The sequence below is a fragment of the Bacillus sp. ok061 genome, from assembly GCF_900108285.1.
Lineage (GTDB): Bacteria > Bacillota > Bacilli > Bacillales > Bacillaceae_G > Bacillus_A > Bacillus_A thuringiensis_S.
Map to the genome: position 1 here is coordinate 86,049 of NZ_FNUW01000001.1, position 25,176 is coordinate 111,224.

Consider the following 25,176-nt stretch of genomic DNA (forward strand, 5'->3'; position numbering starts at 1 on the left):
TCTTTATGCTTAAGGAAAAAGCACTCAATTTGAGTGCTTTTTCTTATTGAAACATGCTATTTTTCTAGGCGATTTTCATAAAATAAAAGTAAAGAAATGAAAGTGGGTGACAAAATGCCAGCAGTTGTGGAAGGTGTTATTATTGAAAACTGCAATGGAACAATTAATGTAGGTGATAAATATAACGTACAGCCGATTGAAAAGACGAAAGCTTACAATGGATCGGGATCATCAAATACAGGAATGAAAGTACAAACGTTTAGCGGGATTAGTACGGCGGATGTAAGGGATAATGATGTGTATGATCAAGTTATTCAATCAACGTTATAATTTTAAAATGCAAAATTGCATAAAGTAACATGTTTGTTGTATGTTACACTTTAGCTGTGAGCTGTTAATGATTCTTCTGTATTATAGTTGTTAGATTGGAAATATAACATCTTATCGAAAATCATACATGAAAAAGACACTTCAACCGAAGTGTCTTTTTTTATTTTAGTGATACCCTTTAGCAGAGTCTTTATGAATTTTATTTTTAAAGATACTGTAGCTCCAAAGCTGATATCCAATAACGATTGGTACCATGACCATTGCAACGAAGAACATAATTTTTAAGTTTAATTGACTACCAGCTGCGTTGTATAACGTTGTACTGTATGCATCGTTAATACGAGATGGTAACATTCTTGGGAACATACCTGCAAAGCCAGTTGTCATAAACATTGCGATTGTTAGGCAAACGAATGTGAATGCAAGGCCAATTTTATGTTTGTACACCATAATAAGTGCGAGTACACTCATTAACATTGCAAGTACTGGAAGAATGAATAGTACCGGATATTCCGTAAAGTTTTGGAATAAGTTTGTCCGATTAGTAGTTGCTACATAGAAGATAGCTAAAATAATAGCTGCTGCCATTGAAAATGGTCTTGCTATTTTATAAGCACGATTAGATACTTCACCAGTCGTTTTAATCATGACCCAAAGGGCACCGGATACGACAAATATAGCAGTGAAGAAAAGACCACCTAATATACCGTAATGGTTTAATAAGCTAAGTAAATTTCCTTCATAGCCATTTTTTCCGATTTGTAGTCCGTAATACAGGTTAGCAAATGTAACACCGAATAAGAAGGTGATTAAGAAACTGCCAATTGTAAAGGCCCATTTACAAGTTTTTTGCCAAATTGGTGAATCATCTTTATGCATGAATTCCAGTCCAGCGGCACGAGCAAATAGTGCAAGTAATACTAAGAATAACGGTGTATATAGATAACTAAACATATTTGCATATGTGACTGGGAAGGCAGCAAATGTTGCGCCACCAGCTGTAATTAACCATACTTCATTACCGCCCCAGAACGGGCCAATTGCTTCTTGTAATTGATTTCGTTCTTGTCGGTCTTTCGTAACGAAAGGAAAAATCATTCCGTTACCAAGTGCATACCCATCAAGAATGAAGTAAACTGTCCAAATCACGCCCCATAAACCGAACCAGATGATTGCAAGCATATCATGAGACATGAGCCACACCTCCTTCAGTAGCAGGTTCTTCTAATGCTGCAGGTCCTTTTTTCGCGAACTTCAACATTAAGTATACGTCTGCGATTAAAAGTAAAGTGTAGAACAAAATTAAACTAATTAATGAGAACCAAATTTGTGGAACTGATATAGGCGATACAGATTCTGCTGTACGCATTAGTTTATATACTGTCCATGGCTGACGACCTACTTCAGCGACAATCCATCCTGCGTTAATCGCGATATAAGGAAGTAAGACAGACCATATTGTAATTTTTAAATAACGTTTTGAGTTTTCTAGTTTTCCTTTTCGGTTTAAATAGAAGCCGTACCAAGTTAATGCCATAAAGAACATACCAAGTGCAACCATTAAGCGGAAGCTATAATACACGAGGTTAACATTTGGACGTTCATCTTTCGGAATATCTTTTAAACCAACAATTTCGCCATCAAATGAGTTTGTATAGAAAAAGCTTCCGAGTTTTGGAATCGTAAGGAATTCAAAGTTCTTCTCATTTTTTACATCAGGAATTTGAACAATTGAGAAGCCTTGTCCTTTTCCAGTTTCCCAAACTGCTTCCATCGCAGCTCCTTTTGCTGGTTGATATTTAGCTGCTGATACACCAGATTGATGTCCCATAAACGGTGTAATTGTTGCGGCGAATAAACCTAGCATTAAACCAAACTTAAATGATTTTTTGAAGAATTCCACTTCGTTTTTACGTAATAAGTGATAGGCACTAATTGCCATAACGAAGAAAGCCCCTACGATATAACAACCAATGACAGTATGGAAGAACATATTCCAAGCATATGGATTTGTAACGAGTGCCCAGAAGTCATTTAATTCAGCGCGGCCGTTACGTACTACGTAGCCAATAGGGTTTTGCATAAAGCCGTTTGCTGTAATAATCCAAAGTGCGGAAATATTTGTTCCAAGTGCAACCATCCACATACAGAAGGCACGGAACTTTGGTGAAATTTTGTCTTTACCGAATAACCATATTCCCATGAAAGTAGATTCTAAGAAGAAGGCAACAAGTGCTTCGATTGCGAGAGGTGATCCGAAAATATCTCCCATATATTTGGAGTACTCAGACCAGTTTGTTCCAAATTGGAATTCCATCGTAATCCCGGTTATAATCCCCATTACGAAGTTAATTGTAAATAATTTACCCCAGAAATTTGCCATTTTACGGTATGTTGGATTCAATGTGCGGGCGCATTGAGTTTCCATACATGCTACTAAAATAACAAGTCCGATTGTCAAAGGTACAAATAAAAAGTGATAAAAAATAGTAATTGCAAATTGAAAACGACTTAGTAACAGAACGTCGGACATAATAAATATTCACTCCTTTTTTACATTATCTAAAATCAGTTTATAGTGAAAAAACGTTTAAAGTATGTGAGACTTGTTACAAAGGTGTGTGTATATTTTGAAAGAATTATGTCGATTATCTGAAAACATCCTATTTTTACTATAAAGCAATATCCTTTTTGAGTTTTTTAAATTTTGGTACACTATATAAGTAATGTAAATGAGAGAAAAGAGGGTTCTTTACTATGAAGTCATTAGAAGAGATTTTACAATACAATGAAAAATTCGTTGAAGAGAAAAGATACGAAGAGTATGAAACAGGAAAATTCCCGAATAAAAAAATGGTAATTATCTCTTGTATGGATACTCGTCTTGTTGAATTATTACCAAAAGCAATGAATATGCGTAATGGTGATGTGAAAATTATTAAAGTAGCAGGAGCTGTTATCTCACATCCATTCGGAAGTATTATGCGTAGTATTTTAGTTGCTGTATATGAACTTGGTGCTGATGAAGTTTGTGTAGTTGGTCACCACGATTGCGGTATGGCAAAAATTCAGGCAAGCAGTACAATTGAGAAGATGAAAGAGCGCGGTATAACAAATGAGAAATTAGATACACTCCGTTATTCTGGAATCGATTTAGAAAGATTCCTACAAGGGTTCTCTAGTGTAGAAGAAAGTGTAGAACATAGCGTATCAATACTTCGCAACCATCCATTACTTCCAGAAGAAGTACCTGTTCACGGTCTTGTTATCGATCCTGATACAGGAAAATTAGATCTAGTTGTGAATGGTTACGACAATTAAGAATTTACTTTGTCATCCTTTTTATCTGGGACAGGATCAAATCCTCCCGGGTGGAAAGGGTGACATTTTAATATACGCTTACAAGTAAGCCAAAAGCCTTTAAGTGTACCATGTTTTTGAAACGCCTCTAATCCGTAATGAGAACAAGTCGGATAAAAACGGCATGTTGGTGGCGTCATGGGAGAAATGAACTTTTGATAAAAGCGTATAATCCCAATAAAAATCTGTTTCATAACGGTCTCCTTTTCAGCATATTCTTAAAGTATTATAGCACGACTGTACATAATACTTTACTAATGTGCATTTCCGTTATATCATATTGGATATAACGGAATTAAATTAAAAGCGGGAGAGATGTTTTATGCCATCAGTAGAAAGCTTTGAATTAGATCATACGATTGTAAAGGCACCTTATGTAAGACATTGCGGAGTTCACAATGTAGGTAGTGACGGTATTGTAAATAAATTTGATATTCGTTTCTGCCAACCGAATAAACAAGCAATGAAACCAGATGTTATTCATACGTTAGAACATTTATTAGCATTTAATTTACGTAAATATATTGATCGTTATCCGCATTTTGATATTATCGATATTTCACCGATGGGCTGCCAAACAGGATATTATCTTGTAGTAAGTGGAACACCGACAGTTCGAGAAATCATTGATTTATTAGAACTAACATTAAAAGATGCGGTTCAAATTACAGAAATTCCAGCTGCAAATGAAACACAATGTGGTCAAGCGAAGCTTCACGACTTAGAAGGAGCACAACGCTTAATGAACTTCTGGTTAAGCCAAGATAAAGATGAACTTGAGAAAGTGTTTGGATAAAGAAAAACTGCCTGTGAAAAGGCAGTTTTTTTATTTGTAAAAGAGAAAAGTACAGGTTTTATAGAAAAACAATGAGTTTCACTTATGAGCATTTTTAAGAAATGAAAGGCAGTAGGTGAATATATTAATGAGAGCTCCTGTTTGAAAAACAGGAGTTTTTTGTGTGAATGGAGTATTGACTTTAACGTATACGTCAAAGTTTATAGTGAAGATAAATAAGGCGTGAGGAGGAAACGATGGATAAGTATAGCATTGGTGAAATTTCAAAAGAAACGAATGTAACGACGAGAACACTTAGATATTATGAGGAAATTGGATTGTTAAAACCATCGTACGTTGCCGAGTCAGGGTATCGCTACTATTCAAAAGATGATGTGATTACATTACAGCAAATCACGACTTTTAAAAAGCTTGGTTTTAAGCTGTCGGAAATAAAAGAAGTATTAAAAGAAAAAAAGGGGATTTCAGAAGAAGAAAGATGGAAAAGTGCAATTCAAAATGAAATTCAAACAATACAAGCGGAAGTAAAAAGATTACAGGATTTAGAAAAGCAACTATATACAACATTTCATGCCATTGAATTAACAGGAGAGCTTAGAACAGAAGATTTAATGTTATTTATAAAATCAGTACAGGGAATTGATCAGAGGGAAAAGTTTAGGAAAAGGTATTTTACTGAGGAAGAAAAGCAAATCATTCAGGATTTACCAACGTTTGAAGAAGATGACGAAAGAATGAAAGAGTGGTTACAAGTATTAAGAGAAATTCGCCAGCGTATAAATGAACCAGTAGATTCACCAGAAATGCAACAATTGGCGGAAAAAGTAGTGACTTTTTCAATGCATGTATTTCAAGAAGATGAACAATTAATAAATAAGTATTGGGAATTAATTAGACCTGAAGAGGGAGAAATTGCAAAAGTATATGGACTTGATTCGGAAACAATGAAGTATATAGATGAAATGGTGGAGTATTATTTGAAAAAGGAGGAAGATAAATGACAGCCATGCAAAAAGAAAAGCTATATGGAAAGGAGCACGCACGATTAGAGCGGCAATACTTTTATAAACATGTGGGGATTTTCATTTTTGCACAGCTTCTATTTATTTTTATAGTAGGGCTTGTACCAGCTCAAGAGTTGCCAAGCGGTTCCTATTTCCTTCATATGAAAGAGTGGATTTTAAATAAACAAATTGGATTTTATAAAAATGAAACGATTAATACGATTACAAGTGTCTGGACATCAGTGCTTATTATTCATTTTATATGGGCGATGTCTTACATTCTTTTTCCGAAAAAGAAGCGTAATTCTTCGAAACAAGAAACAAGAGAAGAGATAAAAGAAGAAGTGAAAAAGAAAAAGGAGATTAGCATAAATAGGGCGTGGATGTATTTAGTATTTGGGGGCTTAATTGAAATATATTGGGCGACAGGATTAAAAACAAATTCAATGAGTATTTTGACACTCATTGCAATTTTAGTGAGCTTTCAACTACTAATTGAAGCAACTAAAAAAATTCCAATTGGTACGGCATATGCAGTATTTACTGGAATTGGTACAGTTGGAACGATATTAGTAGATATTTTATATTTCAAAGAACCATTTTCGCTCATCAAAATTTTCCTCGTTTGCTTATTGGCACTATTTATTATCGGATTGAAATTTAGTGGGAATAAGGAAGAGGTGAAATAAAGTGGCATGGATCTATTTAATTATAGCTGGGCTCTTTGAAATTGTCGGTGTAATTGGGATAAAGAAAGTAGCAAAAAATAATAGTTGGACGAATAATATTATTTTAATAGGTGGTTTTATTATTAGTTTTCAATTTTTAACGATGGCGCTTCAAGAAATTCAGTTATCGATCGCATATGCAGTTTGGACTGGAATCGGAACGCTCGGGGCAGCAGTTGTCGGTATTTTATTTTTTCAAGAACCTAAAAACGCTTTTCGGATTATTTGTATTGTTGGGATTATGGGGACGATTATTGGATTGAAAGTAGTGAGTTAAAGAAGAGCACACAAGCTCTTCTTTTTTATGGAAGTATGTCAGAAATCCCAACGAAGAAAGTGATTATCCCAACTATAAAACAAAAGATAGCTTTCGATTTTTGCTTTTGTTGTATTTCAGCAACTCCCGAAAGAATAAATGTGATGCTTAAAAGGATAAATACATAAGAGAAAAGAATAGAAATTCGTGTAAAAAGACTAAAAAAAGCAAGAATAAAAGCAATAGCAGATAGTAAGATTCGAAGGTTTGTTAGCATAGTATCCTCCAATTTATTAACTGTTTAAAAAATCCAAATTAGTGAGAGGTAATGGTCAGTAGGTGATTGGAAATTACATGTTATCTTTAGTGAAAGTAGTTCGATATTACAATGAAGAGCATAAGACTAGAAACGAAAAAATGCGAGATACCCATTGATTTTCTTCCGGATTTCAGTTCATTAATTCCTAGAAGAATAAAGAAACAACTGAGAGCAAATTGCATGTATGGGAGAAGTGTGAAGTTGTCGGTAGCAAGAGAATAAGTGCAAAGAGAGAGTGTGAGAAGCATGAAAAAATAGCGTAATCCAGTTAGCATTGTATACCTCCTTTAAAGAGACTATTTATCGAAATATTTCTGAGAAGCCAAGAAATAAAGCACCAGCTCCTGCTAACAGAGCAAGTATACTACCGCCTTTTTGCTGTTTTAAGTTTTCCTCTATACTAATAACGAAAGCCATCATCCCTAAAAAGATGAACATATAAGGCATAATTTCTCTATTACTAGTAAAGAAACTATAGATTGCTATACATAAAGCAATAAGTGATAAAGTAATCCGTCCCCCTTTTAGCATAAAAGACCTCCTCTATTTTATGTAGGTAATAATGAGAACAATCCAAATGAAAGCACCGGCAATAATACAAATAAGTCCAGTTGCTGACTCCTTTTTCTTTATTTGTTCAAATGCGATGAGAAACATTAAAGCCCCTAATAGAAATTGTGAAAGAGGTAGAAAATTATTTTGACCTGTATATAATCCAATTGCTGACATAACGATCACAGTGAGTGCGATTGTGATGCGGAGTATACGAAGCATACTATGAATCCTCCTTATTCTTTTTTGTATAAGGATTATCTTCTAGTTTATCGACGGAATGTTTATAAGCATAGCCTTTATTAATTGTCATGATGGAGAGTACGAGGATGAGTAGGACGATGATAATACCGATAATTAATATTTTGAACATAAAACCCCTCCTTTTCTTTATTTTACATAATTTTGTAATTGATGAAAACAATAGAAATTAAAAGGATGAAAGAAGGGTGTTACATGGAGACGAAAAAAACATATTATATATCAATAGGAAATGGTCAAATTTCACAAGTGAAGACGGCGGATACGTATAATTTTGAAATTTACGCAAATGATGAGGAAATTACGGAATTAAGAGAGCACTTCGATCAAGCATATGTAGAAGATTTAGGTTCATTTGTACGCTCCCACGTTCCATTTGTTGAGTATCATCACGATTCAAATAATGACCGATATGATGAACAACTACAAAAAGCATATAAAATGATTTACGATTTAGGAAATCATGAGACGAAAGAATTAGTCGCGCAAATGGGAATAATCAATGGATTGTAATTGGATAATATTATGCAGAAAAGCGAGAATATGCTACAATTTGTGGTAGGAAAAACTTGTAACCATCAATAGGGGAGTAATGGCATGTACAAATTTAAAGATTATTACCACAACACTGTACAATTATCGTTTGAACGTTATCCATTTTCTCCTGAGCCAAAGCATGTTTGGGTTGTATGCCGGTACGGGGATCAATGGTTATTAACACATCATTTACGTCGCGGTCTTGAATTTCCAGGTGGTAAAGTAGAACTAGGGGAAACACCGGAAGAAGCGGCAGTTCGAGAGGTTCATGAAGAAACCGGCGGCATAGTTTCTGATTTAACTTACTTAGGACAATACAAAGTATCTGGAAAAGACAAAATAATCATTAAAAACATTTATTTTGCAACAATTAGTGCGGTAGAAGAACATACGCATTACGAAGAAACGAAAGGGTCTGTTTTATTAATAGACATTCCTGACAACATTAAAACGAATAGAAAATTTAGCTTTATAATGCGCGATGACGTATTAGCGCGTACGATGAAACATATAGAAGAAATCGGCTGTTTTACGAAGTAAAGTAGCCGGTTTCTTTTTTTTGTGGGCATTATAAAAGATTACGCCATAAAAAATAGTGAGCGATTTGATTTAAGAAATTATTTATAACATATTTTGTTTTTTCAATAAAAAACAGAATTTTCTGTCATGGATAAGTCTTAATTGAAGGTAATATAAAATATAAAACTGGAATATCTTTTGAATTATTTGATTTTTTTTCCTTATAAACCAAATAAAAGTTAAAATGTTTATCAACATATTGGATATTGAACCAAAAAAAGGAAAACGCTAATATGAGTATATATTATCCAAATAGGTAACAATGTTTGATAGATCTCGTTGAAAAGAAAAGGGAGCGGATAAATATGAGTTTAAGAGATTTAGAGAATAAATTGAATGCTTTAAAAGTTACAGAGGAAATGGAAATTGAGTTAGAAACTAATGGTGTTCCTGTTTTTGAAAAACAAGGGGGATCAGGGATTAATTTAGATTTAACGATGCTGGGAGGTTCTAGGCCTCGTACAGATCAGATTTAATAGAAAAAATTAAGTGTAAAAAATAAAAAATAATATTCAACGAGATCTATGAGATATTGAAGAAATATAAAGGGAGGTAACAAAGTGAAAGTAAAATCTAACGAAAGTATTTTAGAGCCGCTATATTCTCAACCATCCTCTAAGCTTTATGAAGTTGCATGCGATGTGAATACACCTGCAATTATATATGATTATGCTGGTATGAAAGATGTAGTTGATAGAATACAAGAGGATCTGAAAGAACTCCCCCATGCAAAATTAAATCTTGCTGTAAAAGCTACACATACTCCTGAATTATTATCTTTATATGCGAAATGGGGACTAGGGTGCGATGTAGCAAGTCTAGGAGAATATGAGCTTGCAAAGAAGGCTGGTTTTACTGAGATAACTACGACAAATCCAGCTTATAGTTTGAAGGATATGAGAGTTTTCATGAATGAAGGGATTACTTTAGACATTGATTCTATTTCACAGTTGATTTTATATGGGGAACATTTTCCTAATACGAATGTTGGAATTAGAGTTAGAATTCCGCTACCAACTGAAATTGAGTCTGCAGCAACATTTGGAAAAGATAGTAGATTTGGCATAAATATTCTTGATGATAGATTGGAAAAAAATATAAAAAAATTCAATTTAAATATAACAAGGTTACATGTTCATACTGGACAAATGACACCTCAATCGTTGCTCTATAAAGCTGATTATTTATTTGCCGTTGCAAGTTATCTTAGTAATGTCGAAGTTCTTGACTTTGGAGGAGGAATGTTTCATTTTTATGTTGATCGTGAAAAGGCTAGGAAAGCTATTTCTAGTTTAAAAGAGAAAGTAGTTAAGTGGCAGAAGGAAAATAATAGGAAGATACATATACGTTTTGAACCAGGAGGAGCGTTATTATCAGGTTGTGGATATCTAGTTACATCTGTGATGGCAAGCGAGTTTCATACCTTTTTTAATAAGAAAGTGATTACTGTGGACTCTTCTGCTTGGAATTTAGCCCCCTGGCATAAACCTAATCTTATTAGCCTAAATAAGAAGAATAAGAAAAAAGAAAAAATTTTAATTGCAGGAAATACCTTATATGAAGGGGACTTTTTTGGGAAAGATATAAACGGGAATATGATGGATTTTGAATTAGAGAATTTAGATGTTGGAGATAAAATTTTGTTTACTGCTTCTGGGGCATATACCATGACAAACTCTAGAAGGTTTAACTGTCTACCTTTGCCAGGTGAATATTTATTGTTGGAAAATCAATTAATTCGCATTAATCACTCTGGAGGAAGTCGATATGAATAAATATTATAGAGTAAAAAAAAGTTTAATTATTAAAGAAGAATTAAATTATCTCACCTTATGGGATTCTAAAGAAGGCTGGGAAATAAATGTAGAACAAAGCTCCTTAGAGTGTATTAGGGCGTTTTATTTGCCAATAACAAGAGATGCTGCACATAAATTATTACTTAATCGGTTTGATTTAACAAGTGAGCTATTGGATTCAATGATAAACTCTTTACTTGAACAGGGGATAATTGAAGAGTTTACCCCGGAAGCAGAAACTTTTAGAGGAGGGAAAGGAGGTATGTTTAATTCAGAAGTGGTAACGCTGTCTGAATGTATGAATGGAACATGGTGCAATATAGCTTTTATAGGGATGCCATATGACCTTAATGTAACGTATAGACCAGGTTGTCGATTTGCACCAAGATATTTAAGGAAAGTAAGTGGAGCTGTATATCAGCATAACTCGCGGTCCTTATGCGGAGTTTATGATCCAATAAAAGGAAAAAGGATTTTTGAAAATGTAACAATGGCGGATATTGGCGATATTCAATCAATTGTATTTGCTAGAAATGGTAAAGAGTTCGATGCGTTGGAAGAGACTGTGTTTCGTTTGGTCAATCATAATGTTTTTCCGGTAACAATAGGGGGAGATCATTCAATTACTCTACCATGCCTAAAAGGAATAGTGAGAGCGAAGAAAATAGGTGTTATTCAATTAGACGCACATTCTGATTTTGGATTAAATAAGTTGGATAACTGGAGAGATTCGGTACACCACGGTAATTTTATAGATGCAGTTCTTGAGGAAGAGGGTATCGAAGAGGTTATTCAAGTTGGTATTAGACAGTTAGTTGAGAATCAGCTAACACATGAAAAGGTAAAACAATGGCCTGGAAAATCAATTTTGAATAATTTGAATGAATTTGGAGATGTGTTAAATAAAGAATTGCAATATTATATAACACTTGATGTAGATGTATTTGATTCAGCGGTAATTAAGTCTACAGGGACGCCGTTACCAGGTGGATTTAGTTATGATGAAATGATAGAAATATTAGAATTTATAGTTGGACAGGTAGAGGTTATTGGTCTAGATATAGTTGAATTATTACCAGAGGAATCTGAGACTGAGGGGATTACTATCTCAAGAATTATCATAAATATATTATCTAATATAATGGAGAGAAAATATGAGTATTTATCCAGAAATACCACAGTTGTTAATTAATAAAAACTTTGATATACAAACCCCTGCAATCATTTATGATGTTGAGGCAATTAAATATGTAGTGAAAAAAATAAAGGATAACATTAGTAAAATACCTAATACTCATATTTGTTTTTCTGTCAAAGCAAATAGGAATATTTCTCTATTGAAAACTTTAGTGGAACTAGGAATTGGTGCGGATGTTGCGTCTATAGCAGAGTTAGATGTTGCTAAAAGTGCCGGATTTCAACATATCTACGCTACCTCTCCATCTTTTTCAAGTAATGAAATAGAGGTTTTATACAAAAATGGAATTATCCCAGATTTTAGCACTGTATCACAACTTAAAGAAGCGCTGAAAAATGGGAGTGTTGAAAACAAGATAGGGTTGAGAGTTAAGTTTAAATTAGATTTACTAGATTCAGAATTAGAAACCACCTTTGGAGAACAAAGTCGTTTTGGTATTGATGTATTTTCTTCAGATATAAAAATGTTATTAAAAAAATATGGACTTAAAGTGAAGCAAATACATGTGCATTTGGGAGAGATAAGGAATTCAAATATAATGTCGCAAGTAGCGTTGGGAATGGAAAAAATGGTGGGAATGTTTCCGGAAGTCGAGGTTCTTAACTTTGGTGGAGGATTAACATATTTATATTCTGATGAAAATGAGGTTACAAAAACCTGGGATATCTTAGAAGGTGTAATTAAAAGGATAAATAAATTATTAAATAGACAAGTGAAAGTAATAATAGAACCTGGGATGTTGTTAATGGCCATGTGCGGATATCTTGTTTCGACAGTGCTTACTTCAGACGTAGAGGGGAATCATAGGATAGTTACTTTGGATAGTTCAGCATGGAATTTAATGTATTGGACTCCGCCTATCTTGGTATATACGTACACAAATAATCTTATAAAAGACATGCATAAGATTTGTGGTTCTACTTGCTATGAGAAAGACATATTCATTCAATCAAATTATAATGAACGTTTAGATATTGGGGATCGGGTGTTATTAGCTCCAGCTGGGGCATATGTAACTAGTATGGCTAGAAATATGCACGGTTTTCCCTTACCAGATGAGTGGATTCTTAATAATAATAGATTGTATAGAGTAGGAGGAAGAGAAGTTGGTGTTAACTGAATTTTCTAATTATATAGTTTTATTACAAGAAATAGAGGATTTAATTTCAATATATTTTTCTCTAGGTATGGAAGGGCATCCTTACTCAGCAAAAACAAATGGTTGGCTAGAATCCGCAGTTCACTTAGGTAGGCAAATTAGTGAAAAGAAAATTGGGACATTTGAAGATGAAATGCATCTGGAAAATTTAAGCATGCAATTAAGAGTTTTATGGATGGAATTTGTCCAATTTACTACTAATAAACATATGAAGTCACCTCCACTGGGAGAAGTAAAATATTTACCCTCACAAAATAAGATAGATTTTAGTTATGAAAGAAACATAGAGCCGGTTCATTTAGAAAGAAAAGCTAATTTATATCGTGAAAAACATGATGAATGGGAATGTGATCATGTTTTCGCTTCAAGTGGGATGGCTTGTATATCTACTTTTTTACAAAGTTTTTTTGGAATGTCAAAGCCAACACAAAAACAACCATTAAAATTATGCACATGGGGAGATTATTTTGAAACTCGTGTATTGCTAGATTTATACAAAAGGGATTCTATTGAAATTCAAAATTTTAAAACCCAAAAAGAATTTGAAGCAAGTATTAGTCGATTTGATCTTTTCTTTATAGAGCCGGTTCGTTATAACTGGTCATTAGAGGTGTTTAATTTTGTTAGCTTTATAGATAAGTTAACTAAGGATACATCGAAAAATTTAAAGGTTTTGATTATAGATACTACTTTAAACGGGAATACATTAAGAGTGATTGAGTTGTTAGAAAAACTCAAGGCTATTCCTAATTTAATATTTGTACATATTCACTCTTGTTTGAAGTTAGATCAGCAAGGTATGGAATTTTCAAATTGTGGATTATTAAGTGTTTATACAGTTAAGGAAAATAATCAAATACCATCAGCAAAGAATATTTGTTCTTATATTAGAAAAGTACGAACGTTATTAGGAACAGGACTAACTTATGAAGAAATTTCTTTATTAGATAATAAATTTTTCTTAAATAGAAAGGGATTTTCTATTTATTGTAATAGAGTATTTAAGAATAATGAAGATTTAGCAAAATCTATTTGTAATAAAGGTATTTTTAATAATATTGCATACCCATCTCTTATTTCTACAGAAAGTTGGGCAAAAGCTCCTTTTGTTGTTTTTCATTTAAAAGAAGATACATTGGAAAATTACGGTTGGTTACTTAGTATTGTAAATTATGAAGCGAAAAGGAAAAAAATCCCCTTTGTAATGGGCTCAAGTTTTGGGTTTAGAACTCATCGTTTTGAGGTGATAATTCCAAATTTAAAACAGGGAAAAGGATTATTTAAAGTGGCTATGGGGGTTAGAGAAGGTCCTACTAAAGAATATGTTATTAATCTTTTAATGAGAATATCTAAATATAAAAACTTAGAAGAATTAAAATTAGCATATCCCAAAGTTACTCCTATTAATTTAAAGGATATAAAAGCATAAAAGTGAGGAGAAAAAATGATAGAAGTTATAAAAGTAAAAAAAACGTATAAAACTAGAAATAAACAAGTAGAAGTATTAAACAATATCTCTTTTAATATTGGAAAAGGGGAGGTCGTTGGGCTCTTAGGTATCAATGGGGCTGGAAAAACAACATTAATAAAATGTCTATGCGGTCTTATAGAAACCAATGAAGGGGATATAAGGATTAATGGTATATCTGTAACACACAAAAATAAGAAAGCGCTGAAACATATTAGTTCTGTTTTAGAAGGTAATCGTAATTTATATTGGCGTCTAACAGTGAAAGAAAATATAGAATATTTTTTGGGGAATCGTGGAATATCCCGTGGTCATATTCAATCTCGAATAGATTACTTTTTAGAAAGATTCCAATTATACGAGAAGAAAAATGAACTTGTAAAAAATCTTTCTCGTGGTATGCAACAAAAAGTAGCTATTATTATTGCACTTATGGCTGATACAGAAATTCTATTATTAGATGAACCAACTCTCGGACTTGATGTGGAATCTAATAATGAAATAAGAACATTTTTAAAAGAAATCGTGAATACAGAAAATAAAACTATATTAATTAGCTCCCATGATATGAATTTAATTCAAAAGTTATGTGATCGAGTTGTAATTATTAGTAATGGAAGAATTATAACAAATGACACCGTTTTGAATCTAATGAATTTATTCCAAGTTAAGTCCTATCAATTTATTACCAGTATACATCTAAAAGAAACATACAGGCAAACTCTATACAAACTAAATGATTCAATTCACATAATTGAAAAAGATGGAAAAGATATTATTAAAGTAACAATATCTAGCAATGATGATTTTTATTCTATTATGAATTATCTAAAGCAATTTGATATTGAAATAGAGTCTATTGAGAAAGATCAAGTTAATTTTGAGGAAGTATTTTTGAAGCTAATAAAGGGTGAGGTGGCATATGGGTCTATATAATATCTTTATTTCCAATTTACGAAGGGAAGGTATAAATATGTTACGCTATCTTCCTAACACAATAAGTGAATTGGTTATATTTTACTTGGTTTTTCTTGGATTTTTTTTAGGTATAACTTTAGTTGGTGATCCTAATACAATAGAGCATAACATACAGTTGGTAATTTTAAATTATGTTTTTTGGTTTCTTATTTTAACGGTAACACAAGGAATCGGTTGGGAGATATCGAATGAGGCAGGACAGGGAACATTAGAACAGCTATATTTAACACCGTATAAACTTTCTTTTATATTACTTACAAGGATGATAAGCACAATATTAATTAATTTGGTGACTATATCTTTTTTGTTATTTGGTGCTATGTTAACAGCAAATCAATGGCTAAATATTGATTTAATTTCTATATTACCTATTTTATGTATTACATTAATAGGCGTATTTGGAATTGGTTATGCGATAGCTGGAATTACAATGATTTTAAAACAGGTGGATTACATCTTACAATTATTTCAATTTATTATTATGGGTCTGACATTTATTCCGTTAACGGTAGCTCCCTTCCTAAAATACGGTCCGTTTATGTTAGGGTTACAATTGATTAGGGATATAGCCATAAATAAAAAATCATTGTTCTCTATTGGGGGAGCAGAGTTATTATTTCTTATAGTAAATGCATGTATCTATTTAGTTATAGGATTAATTGTATTTTGGAGATGCGAAAAAATCGCTAAAAACAAAGGTCTATTTGGACATTACTAGATAAAGGAGAAGAATAGATGACTAAGTATAAGAGAGAAAACAGAGAGTTAACTAAATTAGCTTCTTATATTGCGACTTTAAATCAAATACCAGAATATCATGTTGGTTATTGTGGGATACAAAAGGATGAAATAAAAAGCACTTTAGAAAATGAATTTTCTGACTGTAGTTTTGAAAAATCGTTTACTATTCTGTATGAGGATTTAGAAATTGTTGGAGCACTTGGTTTTGATGTAGATAGTGACACTAAAACAGCTGAAATTTGGGGACCTTTTATTCATAAAGAAGAGCAGTGGGAAAGACTAGCAGCAAAGCTGTGGAAAATAGGAGTATCCAAATTGGAAGGAAGTGTACATACATTTAATGGTTTTTTTAATAGGAAAAATAAAAATGTAAAAAAATTTATGAACGATTTAGTTGTGGATAAACAAGGAAAACATGTGATTTTAAAAATACACCCCTCAAATTTCGTGTATTATCCTAGTTTAGTAATAGAACCAATTACATCTGGGTTTTATGAAAGTTTTATTAAGTTACATGATAAAGTATTTCCAGATACTTATTATAGTGGAGAAGCAATTATTAATAGAATAAATGAGGAAAATAAATTATTCGTTTTTAAGAAAGAAGGCCTTTTGTTAGGGTATATTTATATTGAAGGGAGCCTGGAATTTAAAGAGGGAAATATAGAATACATTGCGGTCCATCCTTCAGTGCGAAATAAAGGGATTGGCTTAAAACTTTTAAACTATGGATTGTATGAATTATTTAGCTTTGTAAAAGTAGAAGAAATTTCTATTTGTGTGAATGCAGATAATGAACAAGCAATCCGTCTATACAGAAGCGCAGGTTTTTCTATTACAGATGAAATGGATTTCTACAGTGTAAAATTATGACACCTAGTAATGGAATACAATTTTCTTTATGATAAAAACGAAAAGTAAAATTAAAGTTAAAGTTGGTATTACGGATATGTTTATAGACTTTGTTTCGTACAATGCAAAAAAGAATATATAAATATAGATTCTTCTATTAATCCTAATTTTATATAAAAGAGGAGAAAATCTTTGTGGATTACGCAACATTTTAAAGAACATAAAGTAGGAAGCCGTAGCATAAATGCTAGGCTTTTTTTATAAGTAGAAAGAATGGGAAGAGAATAGAAAAAAATTCATGAGATAGAAGCTAAAATAAGGGAAGCACATCTTATCAACGTACAGTTTTATAAAAAATTTCTAGTTATAGATTAACCAAGTAAGCAACAGTTTACCGTTTAAGCTCCACCTCTAAAAACGAAAGCACCTCCAACAAATCATCTACGATACGTGAATGCTTAAAATTCCCCCAAAACGAATCTTTTTTCCAAACACCAAGAATCCCTACTTGTTCAGAACCAAGCACATCGTTTTCTGGATGATCTCCAACATAAAGACATTCTTCTGCCTTCACATCTAGTCTTTGCAAAGCACGTTCGAAAATTTCAGGATGAGGTTTTTTAATTCCTTCAGCTTCTGAAACGAGAATGGTGTTTGTATACGTATGTATATGTAGTGCTCGAAGGTTGCTCATCTGAAATTCAGTAAAACCATTTGTAATAATACCAATTTTAATGTTTCGCTGTTTTAACTGTTGAAGTAGTTCATGCGTGTTTTTGAAAGGAATACAATGATGTTGGAAGTTTGTAATATAGTCGTGTAGTAGTTGTTCTTGCGTTAAAGTAGTAATGTTGTATTCGGAAAGGAGAGTAGCATATACTTTATCTTTCCACGTATAGCCATTATTATCGAGTTCAAGAAATCGAGAACAATACTCTGATTTCTCTATGCTCTTCAAATGTGAGGCGAAGCGATTATATTGCTCACAAATAAATTGTTCTAAAGATTGGCGCCGATCTAATAGTGTTCCATCTAAGTCGAATAAGATTGCACGAATCATGGGAAGCCTCCTTGCAGTTTTTATAATTAATTATCGCATATTCGCAAAAAAATGATTATGATATTTTGTAGAATGGAATAATGGGGGATTATATGAAGGAACTGTATGGCAAGTTAGTGTGTTGTATGATAGCAAGCAGTTTAGTTGCAGGATGCGAGAGTGCTATCGAGGTTACGAAAGAAAAAGAAATTTGTAAAACAGAAGAAGAGTGCACGCAAATAGGAGATAAAACATTACAAAAAGTATATAAAAAGATAGAGGGACTTTCAGAACTTGAAACAGTAGAGGATTATGACATAGAAGAGTATGAAAGTATGAATATGAAAGAGGCGGAACAGAAAAAAGAAGAGGATGAAAATTATTTCTTTTTAGCTTCTTATTATATCGATGATGATGAAATTGTAGATCCTTATTTTGAGAAATTGGATCGTAAGAGATTGAATAAAGCTTTTGCAGATGACGAAGTAGCAAAAGATGATTTGTTAAGCCAGCGGCAAGATAGAGAGTATCATGAAACTTTATGGGACATGTATCGCACTCTCATTCCAGTGAAATATCGTGAGAATATAACAGGGTTTGATCTAATAACGGATGGTTATGACGGCGTTGTTGCTCATGTCATGCCAAGTATGGATGACCCGAGAGATTGGTTGCTTAGTTTAGATGTGCTCGATTCTGGGGTGAATATAGATGAAGTGATGAAAACATTAATTCATGAAACGGCTCACGTATTAACGATTGGGCATAAACAAGTACCAGTGGATAGGAAATATTTAGAGGCGTTTGATGAAGAGAAAGACATTTCATCATATCGAAATAAATGTAAAACGGTGTTCTTGAAAAATGGATGTGCGAGAAAAACTTCGTATATTAACCAATTTTATGATGAATTTTGGAAACCAATTGAGCAAGAGTGGACAGAAAAGAAAGTAGAAGAAAGTGAAGAGGCACAAATTAAATTTTATAAAGAAAAGCATGATGAGTTTGTATCGCTGTATGGAACAACAAATGTAACGGAAGATATCGCAGATACATTTACAGCGTTCATTTTACAAGATTCAAAAAAAGTGAAAGAAGGAACAGAGTTAAAATATAAGAAAATTGCTTTCTTCTATCAGTTCCCTGAGCTTGTAAAAATGAGAGCGGAAGTGCTGTCAGGATTATATGATGTTTCGAAAACGATAGAACAACAAAGTGGAGACTAATGTGAGTTATGCGTTCGATATAGTTTCGTTAGAGTAAAGCGTGAAGAATTTTTAATTCTTTGCGTTTTTTTTATGTTGATAAAATTGAAAATTCTGTATTTTTATTAAAAAGAAGAAGGAACTGGCGGTATAAAATAGAATTAGTATAAAAATGTCACAATTTAGACACAATTATAATGCGCGTGTTGTAGGGACTATAAGTTTACTCTCGAGGAGGTAATGAAACGTATGAAAACGATTCTTGCTGTTGCTGGTCTCATTTGGGTAATGTCTCACGGTTTTCCGATTTTTGAAGGGGAGCAAATTCGTAGTGCTTTGAATGAAAAGTTTAATGATTATCATGTGATAGATCGAAAAGATAATGTCGTTACAGTACGTGTGAAAGACTGTTTCCATACAGTTACGGTTGCGGATGGAAACATTACAAATGAAACGAAAATGTGTGATAAAAGGTAAAAGAAAGAAGCTGACTATAGCGCACTGTTTTGAGTCAGCTTCTTTTTCTTTTTCCAATTAGAATTTTTTCAAATGCCTCGACAAATACATACATAAGAGTTGCAAGAACACATGTGAGTAGTACGCTAAGTAAGACGAGTGTGAAGTTAAAGACTTGGAATCCGTAGCTAATTAAGTAGCCAAGTCCTTGTTTGGAAACGAGAAGTTCTCCGAAAATAACACCGACCCAGGATAAACCAACATTTACTTTTAACGTTGAGATAATTGCTGGAAAGGATGCAGGGAGAACGACTTGCTTATAACATTGCCATTTATTTGCGCCAAATGTGTCCATCACTTTTATATAGTTAGAATCGACTTCTTGAAATGCACTGTAAATAACGAGAATGGTAATGATGATGGAAATGATTACTCCCATTGCGATAGAAGATGAAATGTTTGGACCGAAAATAACGATGATGATTGGACCGAGTGCAACTTTTGGCATTGCATTTAGGACGACGAGATAAGGATCAAGTACGCGGGCTAGAAGTGGCATCCACCAAAGAAATGTGGCAATAATAGCACCGAGTACCGTTCCGAGAATGAAGCCTACTCCTGTTTCCAGCAATGTCGTCCATATGTGGACCCAAAGTGAACCGTCGATCCATTTCGTTAAGAAGAGATCCCAAATACTCGAAGGAGAACTAAAGAGTAAAGGATCGATCCATTCTTTTTTGCTAGCTATTTCCCATAGTGCAAAGAAAAGAATAAGTAGTAAAAGCTGTAATGAGCGAGCAATCCAAGCACGCCTACGTTCTTTCTTTCGAAATTGTTCATGTAGTTGTTTTATATTATCCAAGTCGTTCCAGCTCCTTCCATATATCTTGAAAGAGGGCTGGGAAATCGTAGTGATGGCGTGCTTCTAACGGTGATAAAGAACGGATACTTTCCGGGACGATAAAGGTTTTTGCGATTTTTCCAGGATTCGCTTGCAGTAAATAAATACGATCACTCATCGCAATCGCCTCTTCAATATCGTGAGTAACAAGTAGTGATGTTTTCTTATATTTATTTAGTAAGTTGAAAACGAGTTCTTCTAGTTTTAATTTCGTTTGATAATCGAGTGCGGAGAATGGTTCATCTAGCAATAAAATTTTGGGATCAGTTGCTAACGTTCGAACGAGAGCGGCACGTTGACGCATACCGCCGGATAGTTCACGAGGATATTGTCCTTCTACCCCATGTAAACCGACTTGTTTTAAAAGATTTAAAGTATGCCCTTTCATCTGTTCATCATAAATCTTTCGAATATGAAGTCCAAGCATAATATTTTCTTCAATCGTTTTCCAAGGGAATAAGTAATCTTGCTGCAACATATATCCCATAGATGAAGTTTTCGTTGTAATCGGTTCACCATCTAAAAAGACGATACCGTCAATTGGATCAAGTAGTCCAGCAATGATTGAGAGGAGCGTTGTTTTACCGCAACCACTTGGACCAAGTATAGAAATAAATTCGCCTTCTTCCACTTGTAAGCTCATATCTTCGAGAATAAGTTTGGCATTCTCTTTTGCAAAAAAGCAGTGGGAAACGTTACGTATTTGTAAAAAACTCATACACTTCGCCTCTATTTCTTAATAACGCTTTCGGCAATTTTTGTATTGACGAGCGCTTCATGTGGGACTTCTTTTTGTAATTCGCCAGCGTCTTTCATAATAGTTTGGAGCTGTTTCCATTCTTCCGCATCTAGTAGTGGATTTGTCGCATAAGAATGCTGCTTTTTATACCGTTCAATTACTTTGACTGTTATGTCTTTTGAAGTGTCTTTAAATAATGGGGAAACAGCATCAGCGATCTCTTCTGGACTATGTGTATCAACCCATTGCTGTGCTTTATAGAGAGCACGTGTGAACTTTTCAGCTGCAGCTTTATCTTTCTTTAAGAAACTTTCTTTTGCCATGAACGTTGTATAAGGAACAGTACCAGATTCATTTCCGAATGAAGCGACGATATAACCTTTACCTTCTTTCTCAAGTATACTTGCAGTCGGTTCAAAGAGCTGCACAAACTCTCCAGTACCAGATGCGAAGGCATTTGCAATGTTAGCAAACTCGATATTTTGAATTAAGTTTGTATCTTTATGAGGATCAATGCCATTTTTCTTTAAAACGTATTCCCCGACCATTTGCGGCATGCCGCCTTTACGCTGTCCTAAAAATGTAACACCTTTTACTTCATTCCAATTAAAAGAGTCTAGTTTTTTACGTGAAACTAAAAATGTCCCATCTGTTTGTGTAAGCTGTGCAAAGTTAATGATAGGGTCTTTCGCTCCTTGTTGATGAACGTAAATAGACGTTTCAGAACCGACCAGAGCAATATCAATTCCGCCAGATAATAGGGCGGTCATCGTTTTATCGCCACCAGCTGTTGTTTGTAGGTCAATATCTAGTCCTTCATCTTTAAAAAATCCTTTTTCAATTCCGACATATAACGGGGCGTAGAAGAGAGAATGGGTAACTTCGCCGACACGAATGTTTTGAGTTTGTTCTTTCGTACCTTCTTTTTTATTACTACAAGCAGCAAAAGTAAAAACAGCTAGTAACATGATGCAAAAAATCACGATTAATTTTTTCATTATATAACACCTCCTAGAAGTCACTCTACAAGCATGATATGTAGGTAAGTGCCTATATGTGAGTGTAGATAGCAGGAATTTTTTGGATGGTAAAGAAGTACAAATATAAGGGGTGATAAAATGGAGTACGAATACGATGATAGCGTACATTTACATCTTGATTATTTTGGGACAGAATGTGACATGGAATCGATTGCTTATAAGAGGAAGAATGAAGACGTATGGGATGTGTATTTTAATTTTGGAGTATACGGTATTCAGAAAGACGATGTAGAGTTAGGGAGGTTTATGGACGAATATGCTGGTCATTACGTTTTTTCTGTACATGCTCGCGATCTTAGCTGGGAATTTGGAAGTGCCCAGTTTGAAGAGTGGGTTTTGAAAAATCGGATAGTAGAAAAAACGCTACAAAAATAGGAGGAATTTTGTGATTGGATTTCTCATCTTATTATTTATTTTTGTGGCCGGATTTTTTATCATGCAAATGCTTATTTACCGATTTGCAAAGAAAAACATTCATAAATATACGAAAATAAAATGGTTTCATATGTGGCTACATATGAATATGAAAAAAGGTCCGAGATTAGATTTTTTTGATTTTGTAGTTATAGTACTCGTATGTATCGTATGGAAAATATGGCTGCTTCCTTTTATATAATACACATGCTAATCATTTTCTCTTTTATCATAAAATAACGAAAAGAACCTGTCTTGTGGAAGGTTCTTTTTTATAGTAATAGTTGTCAAAAACTTGCGTCTATAAGAAAAACAGCGCTTGTGAAAATGATTTTAGAATTTGTTTATTCATATCAGAAATCTCCTCTTTCTAAGTGTAGTTTTGTATTGTTATATAAGGAAAATAATATATACGACAAATTTTTACAAAAGAATATATATACTTTTGTTATGCTATGAAAGTTATTAATTTGTAATATATATAGGAGGATTTTTCATGTTGAAAAAAGTATTATTTTCTGTACTTATGGGCTTATGTGTAATTGCTTTAAGTGCTTGTAAAGGTGAGGAAGAAAAAGTAAAAGAAACAACAGATGAGCAAAAAATAGAAGAAGATAAAAAAGTGGCAGAGGAAGAAAAACGTAAGCAAGAAGAAGAGCAAAAAGCAGAGGAAGAAAAGCGTAAACAAGAAGAAGAGCAAAGAGCAGAGGAAGAAAAACGTAAACAAGAAGATCAGCAAAGAGCAGAGGAAGAAAAGCGTAAACAAGAAGAAGAGCAAAAAGCAGAGGAAGAAAAGCGTAAGCAAGAAGAAGAGCAAAAAGCAGAGGAAGAAAAGCGTAAGCAAGAAGAGCGACGCAAACAAGAGCAACAGAAGGCTCAGCAACAACAACCTGTACAACAAGAGAGAACACAAAAGCAAGAAAATACAAAACAAATAACGGGCGGGAAACCAACACGATCACAAATTTCAGTTGGTTCACATGTAGTTATCCAATTAGATAATGATTATAGTAAAACAGTGAGTGGTGTTGTGAAAGATATTTTGACAAATACAGAAACACATACATATGGAATTAAAGTGCGATTACAGAATGGACAAATTGGCCGTGTGCAAAGTGTTGGGTAATAAGAAAGAGGTCGGCCATCTGTGGCCGACCTCTTTCTTATTATGCTTGGTTAGTGCGGAAGAATGGAAGCTTCTGCACAATGTGAATTAATCCGTATGCAAGAATTAAGCACATAAGAGGATTAATGAAAAATCCGTAGCGGTTAATTGCTAAGAATAAGTTTGAGAAGATAATGTAAATAATAGAACTTGCTACTAGCATCATAACGCGTTTATGTTTAAATGAATTTAGCATGAGGCAGAAGCTGCTCAAGAATGTGCCGATGATAAACACTCTATGACATAGTTGCATAAAGTTATGAATACGGTATTGGTCTACAGCAGGAGCTGTTTTGAATAACTCAATTGTTTTACCGACAGTGAACCAAGAGAACCAATAAGTGAAGTCCGTCTTAAATCCATTCTTGATTAATTCTTTTGCGTATGCACCTTTGTCATCTAAGCCTTTAGCTCTCATTTCATTTACTATATTTTCATATCCAATTTTATTAAATGGATCTGCACCGGCAATTAGTGGATCTGCACCTTGGGTTGAGAATAAAATAAATTGGTTGAGTGCTAAATAGTTACGAACAACCCATGCGCCAATAATAAAGAAAGGTCCGATAAACCATAACAATCCGATTCGAATGGAGTCTTTAAATCCATATGTAAATAACACAACAAGAACAGGAATGAGCATCATTGGAGCTGGATTTGGACGGAACATAAGTAAAATTGAAACGACAATTCCAAACCATATATGGAATTTCACTTTATTGTATTTCCATGCGAGAACAAATACATATACACATAAAGCCAATAAGAATATGGATGGAACTTCTGTTAGCAATGTACGGAAGTATGTATAGTTACTTGGATAAATAGCGTATAAAATACTTGCAACAATTCCATAAATGTTTTTTTCGAACAATTCTTTTCCTATTAAGAATACTAATAGCACTGTACAAAGGTTCATGATCATGTTAATAACAGTTGCTACGTAATAGTAAGGAATTGATGTAATATCAGAAATAATCATAGCGCCAGCTAATAGTAATGGCTGACCTGGTGTGATATATGCATTTTTTCCTGGAACTTCACTAGGTTCTAAATACACATAACCAAATACACCATGCTTTAATAGTTGTTCAGCTGTTAACGAATAGTTAAAGGCATCATTTGCACCATATGTTACTTTGACTAACTCCCCATCCAATCCTGGCTGTTTTACTAAACAAAAAACGTGCAACAGGAAAGAAAGCGCCAAAATTGCATATACCGCTTTAGGCAAACTTTTAAACTTAGTAAGCAAAAATGAGCAACTCCTTTTTTATTAATTCTTTCGTATTTTCATGAGAAA

At 33.6% G+C, this 25,176-nt stretch carries 33 protein-coding genes; 21 read left to right on the forward strand and 12 right to left on the reverse strand.

What is annotated here, in order from left to right:
• Positions 1-96: 96 nt before the first annotated feature.
• Complete coding sequence (locus C4S65_RS00520; protein WP_003308072.1) at positions 97-330, forward strand: spore germination protein; 234 nt, start codon at positions 97-99, stop codon at positions 328-330.
• A 165-nt stretch (positions 331-495) separates the two neighbouring features.
• Here the strand turns inward: C4S65_RS00520 and cydB are convergent, their stop codons facing one another.
• A complete protein-coding gene (gene cydB, locus C4S65_RS00525) occupies positions 496-1,524 on the reverse strand; it encodes a cytochrome d ubiquinol oxidase subunit II (RefSeq protein ID WP_000017670.1) in 1,029 nt (342 codons plus the stop codon).
• Entirely contained in the window at positions 1,514-2,863 is a 1,350-nt protein-coding gene (gene cydA / locus C4S65_RS00530) for a cytochrome ubiquinol oxidase subunit I (protein WP_103945086.1), read from the reverse strand. Before cydA ends, cydB begins: the two co-directional genes overlap by 11 nt.
• Before the next feature lie 224 nt (positions 2,864-3,087).
• On the opposite strand from cydA, the gene C4S65_RS00535 reads away from it, so the two are divergent.
• Positions 3,088-3,651: a carbonic anhydrase gene (locus C4S65_RS00535; protein ID WP_000838173.1), complete on the forward strand. Its 564-nt coding sequence runs from the start codon at positions 3,088-3,090 to the stop codon at positions 3,649-3,651.
• On the opposite strand, the gene yidD is transcribed toward C4S65_RS00535, so the two are convergent.
• A complete protein-coding gene (yidD, locus tag C4S65_RS00540; protein ID WP_029443483.1) occupies positions 3,648-3,884 on the reverse strand; it encodes a membrane protein insertion efficiency factor YidD in 237 nt (78 codons plus the stop codon). The two genes, C4S65_RS00535 and yidD, sit on opposite strands and share 4 nt — an antisense overlap.
• A gap of 128 nt (positions 3,885-4,012) precedes the next feature.
• Here yidD and luxS point away from each other — a divergent pair, with 128 nt between their 5' ends.
• The 4 genes from luxS to C4S65_RS00560 all read left to right on the forward strand — a co-directional run bounded on the left by luxS (position 4,013) and on the right by C4S65_RS00560 (position 6,495).
• A complete protein-coding gene (gene luxS, locus C4S65_RS00545; RefSeq protein WP_001141371.1) occupies positions 4,013-4,486 on the forward strand; it encodes an S-ribosylhomocysteine lyase LuxS in 474 nt (157 codons plus the stop codon).
• 236 nt (positions 4,487-4,722) lie between these two features.
• On the forward strand, positions 4,723-5,487 hold the full coding sequence (locus tag C4S65_RS00550) for a MerR family transcriptional regulator (protein WP_061667115.1): 765 nt from the start codon (positions 4,723-4,725) through the stop codon (positions 5,485-5,487).
• Positions 5,484-6,179 carry a multidrug efflux SMR transporter gene (locus tag C4S65_RS00555; protein ID WP_086405777.1) on the forward strand — a complete coding sequence of 232 codons (696 nt, stop codon included), beginning with the start codon at positions 5,484-5,486 and terminating at the stop codon, positions 6,177-6,179. Before C4S65_RS00550 ends, C4S65_RS00555 begins: the two co-directional genes overlap by 4 nt.
• A 1-nt stretch (position 6,180) precedes the next feature.
• The gene (locus tag C4S65_RS00560) at positions 6,181-6,495 is read left to right on the forward strand and encodes a multidrug efflux SMR transporter (RefSeq protein ID WP_000312334.1); all 315 of its coding nucleotides are present in this window, start codon (positions 6,181-6,183) and stop codon (positions 6,493-6,495) included.
• 25 nt (positions 6,496-6,520) lie between these two features.
• On the opposite strand, the gene C4S65_RS00565 is transcribed toward C4S65_RS00560, so the two are convergent.
• From C4S65_RS00565 to ytzI, 4 genes are all read right to left on the reverse strand, one after another.
• Complete coding sequence (locus C4S65_RS00565) at positions 6,521-6,751, reverse strand: DUF3953 domain-containing protein (protein WP_000957185.1); 231 nt, start codon at positions 6,749-6,751, stop codon at positions 6,521-6,523.
• Between the two features lie 342 nt (positions 6,752-7,093).
• On the reverse strand, positions 7,094-7,324 hold the full coding sequence (locus C4S65_RS00575) for a DUF3953 domain-containing protein (protein WP_000911648.1): 231 nt from the start codon (positions 7,322-7,324) through the stop codon (positions 7,094-7,096).
• Between the two features lie 12 nt (positions 7,325-7,336).
• Positions 7,337-7,567, reverse strand: coding sequence for a DUF3953 domain-containing protein (locus C4S65_RS00580; RefSeq protein WP_000944464.1), 231 nt, complete (start codon positions 7,565-7,567; stop codon positions 7,337-7,339).
• Position 7,568: 1 nt separating this feature from the next.
• Complete coding sequence (gene ytzI / locus C4S65_RS00585; RefSeq protein WP_000472795.1) at positions 7,569-7,718, reverse strand: YtzI protein; 150 nt, start codon at positions 7,716-7,718, stop codon at positions 7,569-7,571.
• Between the two features lie 83 nt (positions 7,719-7,801).
• On the opposite strand from ytzI, the gene C4S65_RS00590 reads away from it, so the two are divergent.
• From C4S65_RS00590 to C4S65_RS00630, 10 genes are all read left to right on the forward strand, one after another.
• Complete coding sequence (locus tag C4S65_RS00590; protein WP_000448411.1) at positions 7,802-8,119, forward strand: hypothetical protein; 318 nt, start codon at positions 7,802-7,804, stop codon at positions 8,117-8,119.
• 84 nt (positions 8,120-8,203) lie between these two features.
• Positions 8,204-8,683 carry an antimutator 8-oxo-(dGTP/GTP)ase gene (gene mutTA / locus C4S65_RS00595; RefSeq protein WP_103945087.1) on the forward strand — a complete coding sequence of 160 codons (480 nt, stop codon included), beginning with the start codon at positions 8,204-8,206 and terminating at the stop codon, positions 8,681-8,683.
• 344 nt (positions 8,684-9,027) lie between these two features.
• Complete coding sequence (locus C4S65_RS34190; protein WP_153577967.1) at positions 9,028-9,198, forward strand: hypothetical protein; 171 nt, start codon at positions 9,028-9,030, stop codon at positions 9,196-9,198.
• Positions 9,199-9,282: 84 nt separating this feature from the next.
• On the forward strand, positions 9,283-10,497 hold the full coding sequence (locus C4S65_RS00600; RefSeq protein ID WP_061667117.1) for a hypothetical protein: 1,215 nt from the start codon (positions 9,283-9,285) through the stop codon (positions 10,495-10,497).
• Positions 10,490-11,710: an arginase family protein gene (locus C4S65_RS00605; protein ID WP_061667118.1), complete on the forward strand. Its 1,221-nt coding sequence runs from the start codon at positions 10,490-10,492 to the stop codon at positions 11,708-11,710. The genes C4S65_RS00600 and C4S65_RS00605 overlap by 8 nt, the downstream gene beginning before the upstream one ends.
• Positions 11,673-12,836, forward strand: coding sequence for a hypothetical protein (locus tag C4S65_RS00610; RefSeq protein WP_061667119.1), 1,164 nt, complete (start codon positions 11,673-11,675; stop codon positions 12,834-12,836). The genes C4S65_RS00605 and C4S65_RS00610 overlap by 38 nt, the downstream gene beginning before the upstream one ends.
• Positions 12,823-14,304: a hypothetical protein gene (locus C4S65_RS00615; RefSeq protein WP_086405779.1), complete on the forward strand. Its 1,482-nt coding sequence runs from the start codon at positions 12,823-12,825 to the stop codon at positions 14,302-14,304. The genes C4S65_RS00610 and C4S65_RS00615 overlap by 14 nt, the downstream gene beginning before the upstream one ends.
• Positions 14,305-14,319: 15 nt before the next feature.
• Complete coding sequence (locus tag C4S65_RS00620) at positions 14,320-15,279, forward strand: ABC transporter ATP-binding protein (protein WP_061667121.1); 960 nt, start codon at positions 14,320-14,322, stop codon at positions 15,277-15,279.
• A gap of 37 nt (positions 15,280-15,316) precedes the next feature.
• Positions 15,317-16,039, forward strand: a complete 723-nt coding sequence (locus tag C4S65_RS00625) for an ABC transporter permease (RefSeq protein ID WP_224980930.1) — start codon at positions 15,317-15,319, stop codon at positions 16,037-16,039.
• Positions 16,040-16,056: 17 nt separating this feature from the next.
• A complete protein-coding gene (locus tag C4S65_RS00630) occupies positions 16,057-16,935 on the forward strand; it encodes an N-acetyltransferase (protein WP_061667122.1) in 879 nt (292 codons plus the stop codon).
• A gap of 370 nt (positions 16,936-17,305) precedes the next feature.
• Here the strand turns inward: C4S65_RS00630 and C4S65_RS00635 are convergent, their stop codons facing one another.
• Positions 17,306-17,974, reverse strand: coding sequence for an HAD family hydrolase (locus C4S65_RS00635; protein ID WP_061667123.1), 669 nt, complete (start codon positions 17,972-17,974; stop codon positions 17,306-17,308).
• Between the two features lie 92 nt (positions 17,975-18,066).
• On the opposite strand from C4S65_RS00635, the gene C4S65_RS00640 reads away from it, so the two are divergent.
• Together C4S65_RS00640 and C4S65_RS00645 are read left to right on the forward strand one after the other, a co-directional pair.
• The gene (locus C4S65_RS00640; protein WP_142391516.1) at positions 18,067-19,179 is read left to right on the forward strand and encodes a recombinase family protein; all 1,113 of its coding nucleotides are present in this window, start codon (positions 18,067-18,069) and stop codon (positions 19,177-19,179) included.
• A 228-nt stretch (positions 19,180-19,407) separates the two neighbouring features.
• Positions 19,408-19,635, forward strand: coding sequence for a hypothetical protein (locus C4S65_RS00645; protein ID WP_000849112.1), 228 nt, complete (start codon positions 19,408-19,410; stop codon positions 19,633-19,635).
• Positions 19,636-19,669: 34 nt separating this feature from the next.
• Here the strand turns inward: C4S65_RS00645 and C4S65_RS00650 are convergent, their stop codons facing one another.
• Genes C4S65_RS00650 through C4S65_RS00660 form a run of 3 tightly spaced genes read right to left on the reverse strand, consistent with a single transcriptional unit; the run spans position 19,670 to position 22,252 of the window.
• Positions 19,670-20,476, reverse strand: coding sequence for an ABC transporter permease (locus C4S65_RS00650; RefSeq protein ID WP_000368771.1), 807 nt, complete (start codon positions 20,474-20,476; stop codon positions 19,670-19,672).
• Complete coding sequence (locus C4S65_RS00655) at positions 20,469-21,233, reverse strand: ABC transporter ATP-binding protein (RefSeq protein ID WP_000009030.1); 765 nt, start codon at positions 21,231-21,233, stop codon at positions 20,469-20,471. Before C4S65_RS00655 ends, C4S65_RS00650 begins: the two co-directional genes overlap by 8 nt.
• A gap of 11 nt (positions 21,234-21,244) precedes the next feature.
• Positions 21,245-22,252, reverse strand: a complete 1,008-nt coding sequence (locus tag C4S65_RS00660; protein ID WP_103945089.1) for an ABC transporter substrate-binding protein — start codon at positions 22,250-22,252, stop codon at positions 21,245-21,247.
• A gap of 120 nt (positions 22,253-22,372) precedes the next feature.
• Here C4S65_RS00660 and C4S65_RS00665 point away from each other — a divergent pair, with 120 nt between their 5' ends.
• The 3 genes from C4S65_RS00665 (at position 22,373) to C4S65_RS00675 (ending at position 23,834) form a co-directional block, all read left to right on the forward strand.
• Entirely contained in the window at positions 22,373-22,669 is a 297-nt protein-coding gene (locus C4S65_RS00665) for a DUF3986 family protein (RefSeq protein ID WP_000455579.1), read from the forward strand.
• Positions 22,670-22,679: 10 nt separating this feature from the next.
• Positions 22,680-22,910, forward strand: coding sequence for a hypothetical protein (locus tag C4S65_RS00670; protein ID WP_000578981.1), 231 nt, complete (start codon positions 22,680-22,682; stop codon positions 22,908-22,910).
• Positions 22,911-23,204: 294 nt separating this feature from the next.
• Positions 23,205-23,834: a YwbE family protein gene (locus C4S65_RS00675; RefSeq protein ID WP_086405782.1), complete on the forward strand. Its 630-nt coding sequence runs from the start codon at positions 23,205-23,207 to the stop codon at positions 23,832-23,834.
• Between the two features lie 40 nt (positions 23,835-23,874).
• On the opposite strand, the gene C4S65_RS00680 is transcribed toward C4S65_RS00675, so the two are convergent.
• Complete coding sequence (locus C4S65_RS00680; RefSeq protein ID WP_000956218.1) at positions 23,875-25,128, reverse strand: glycosyltransferase family 39 protein; 1,254 nt, start codon at positions 25,126-25,128, stop codon at positions 23,875-23,877.
• Positions 25,129-25,176 lie beyond the last annotated feature (48 nt).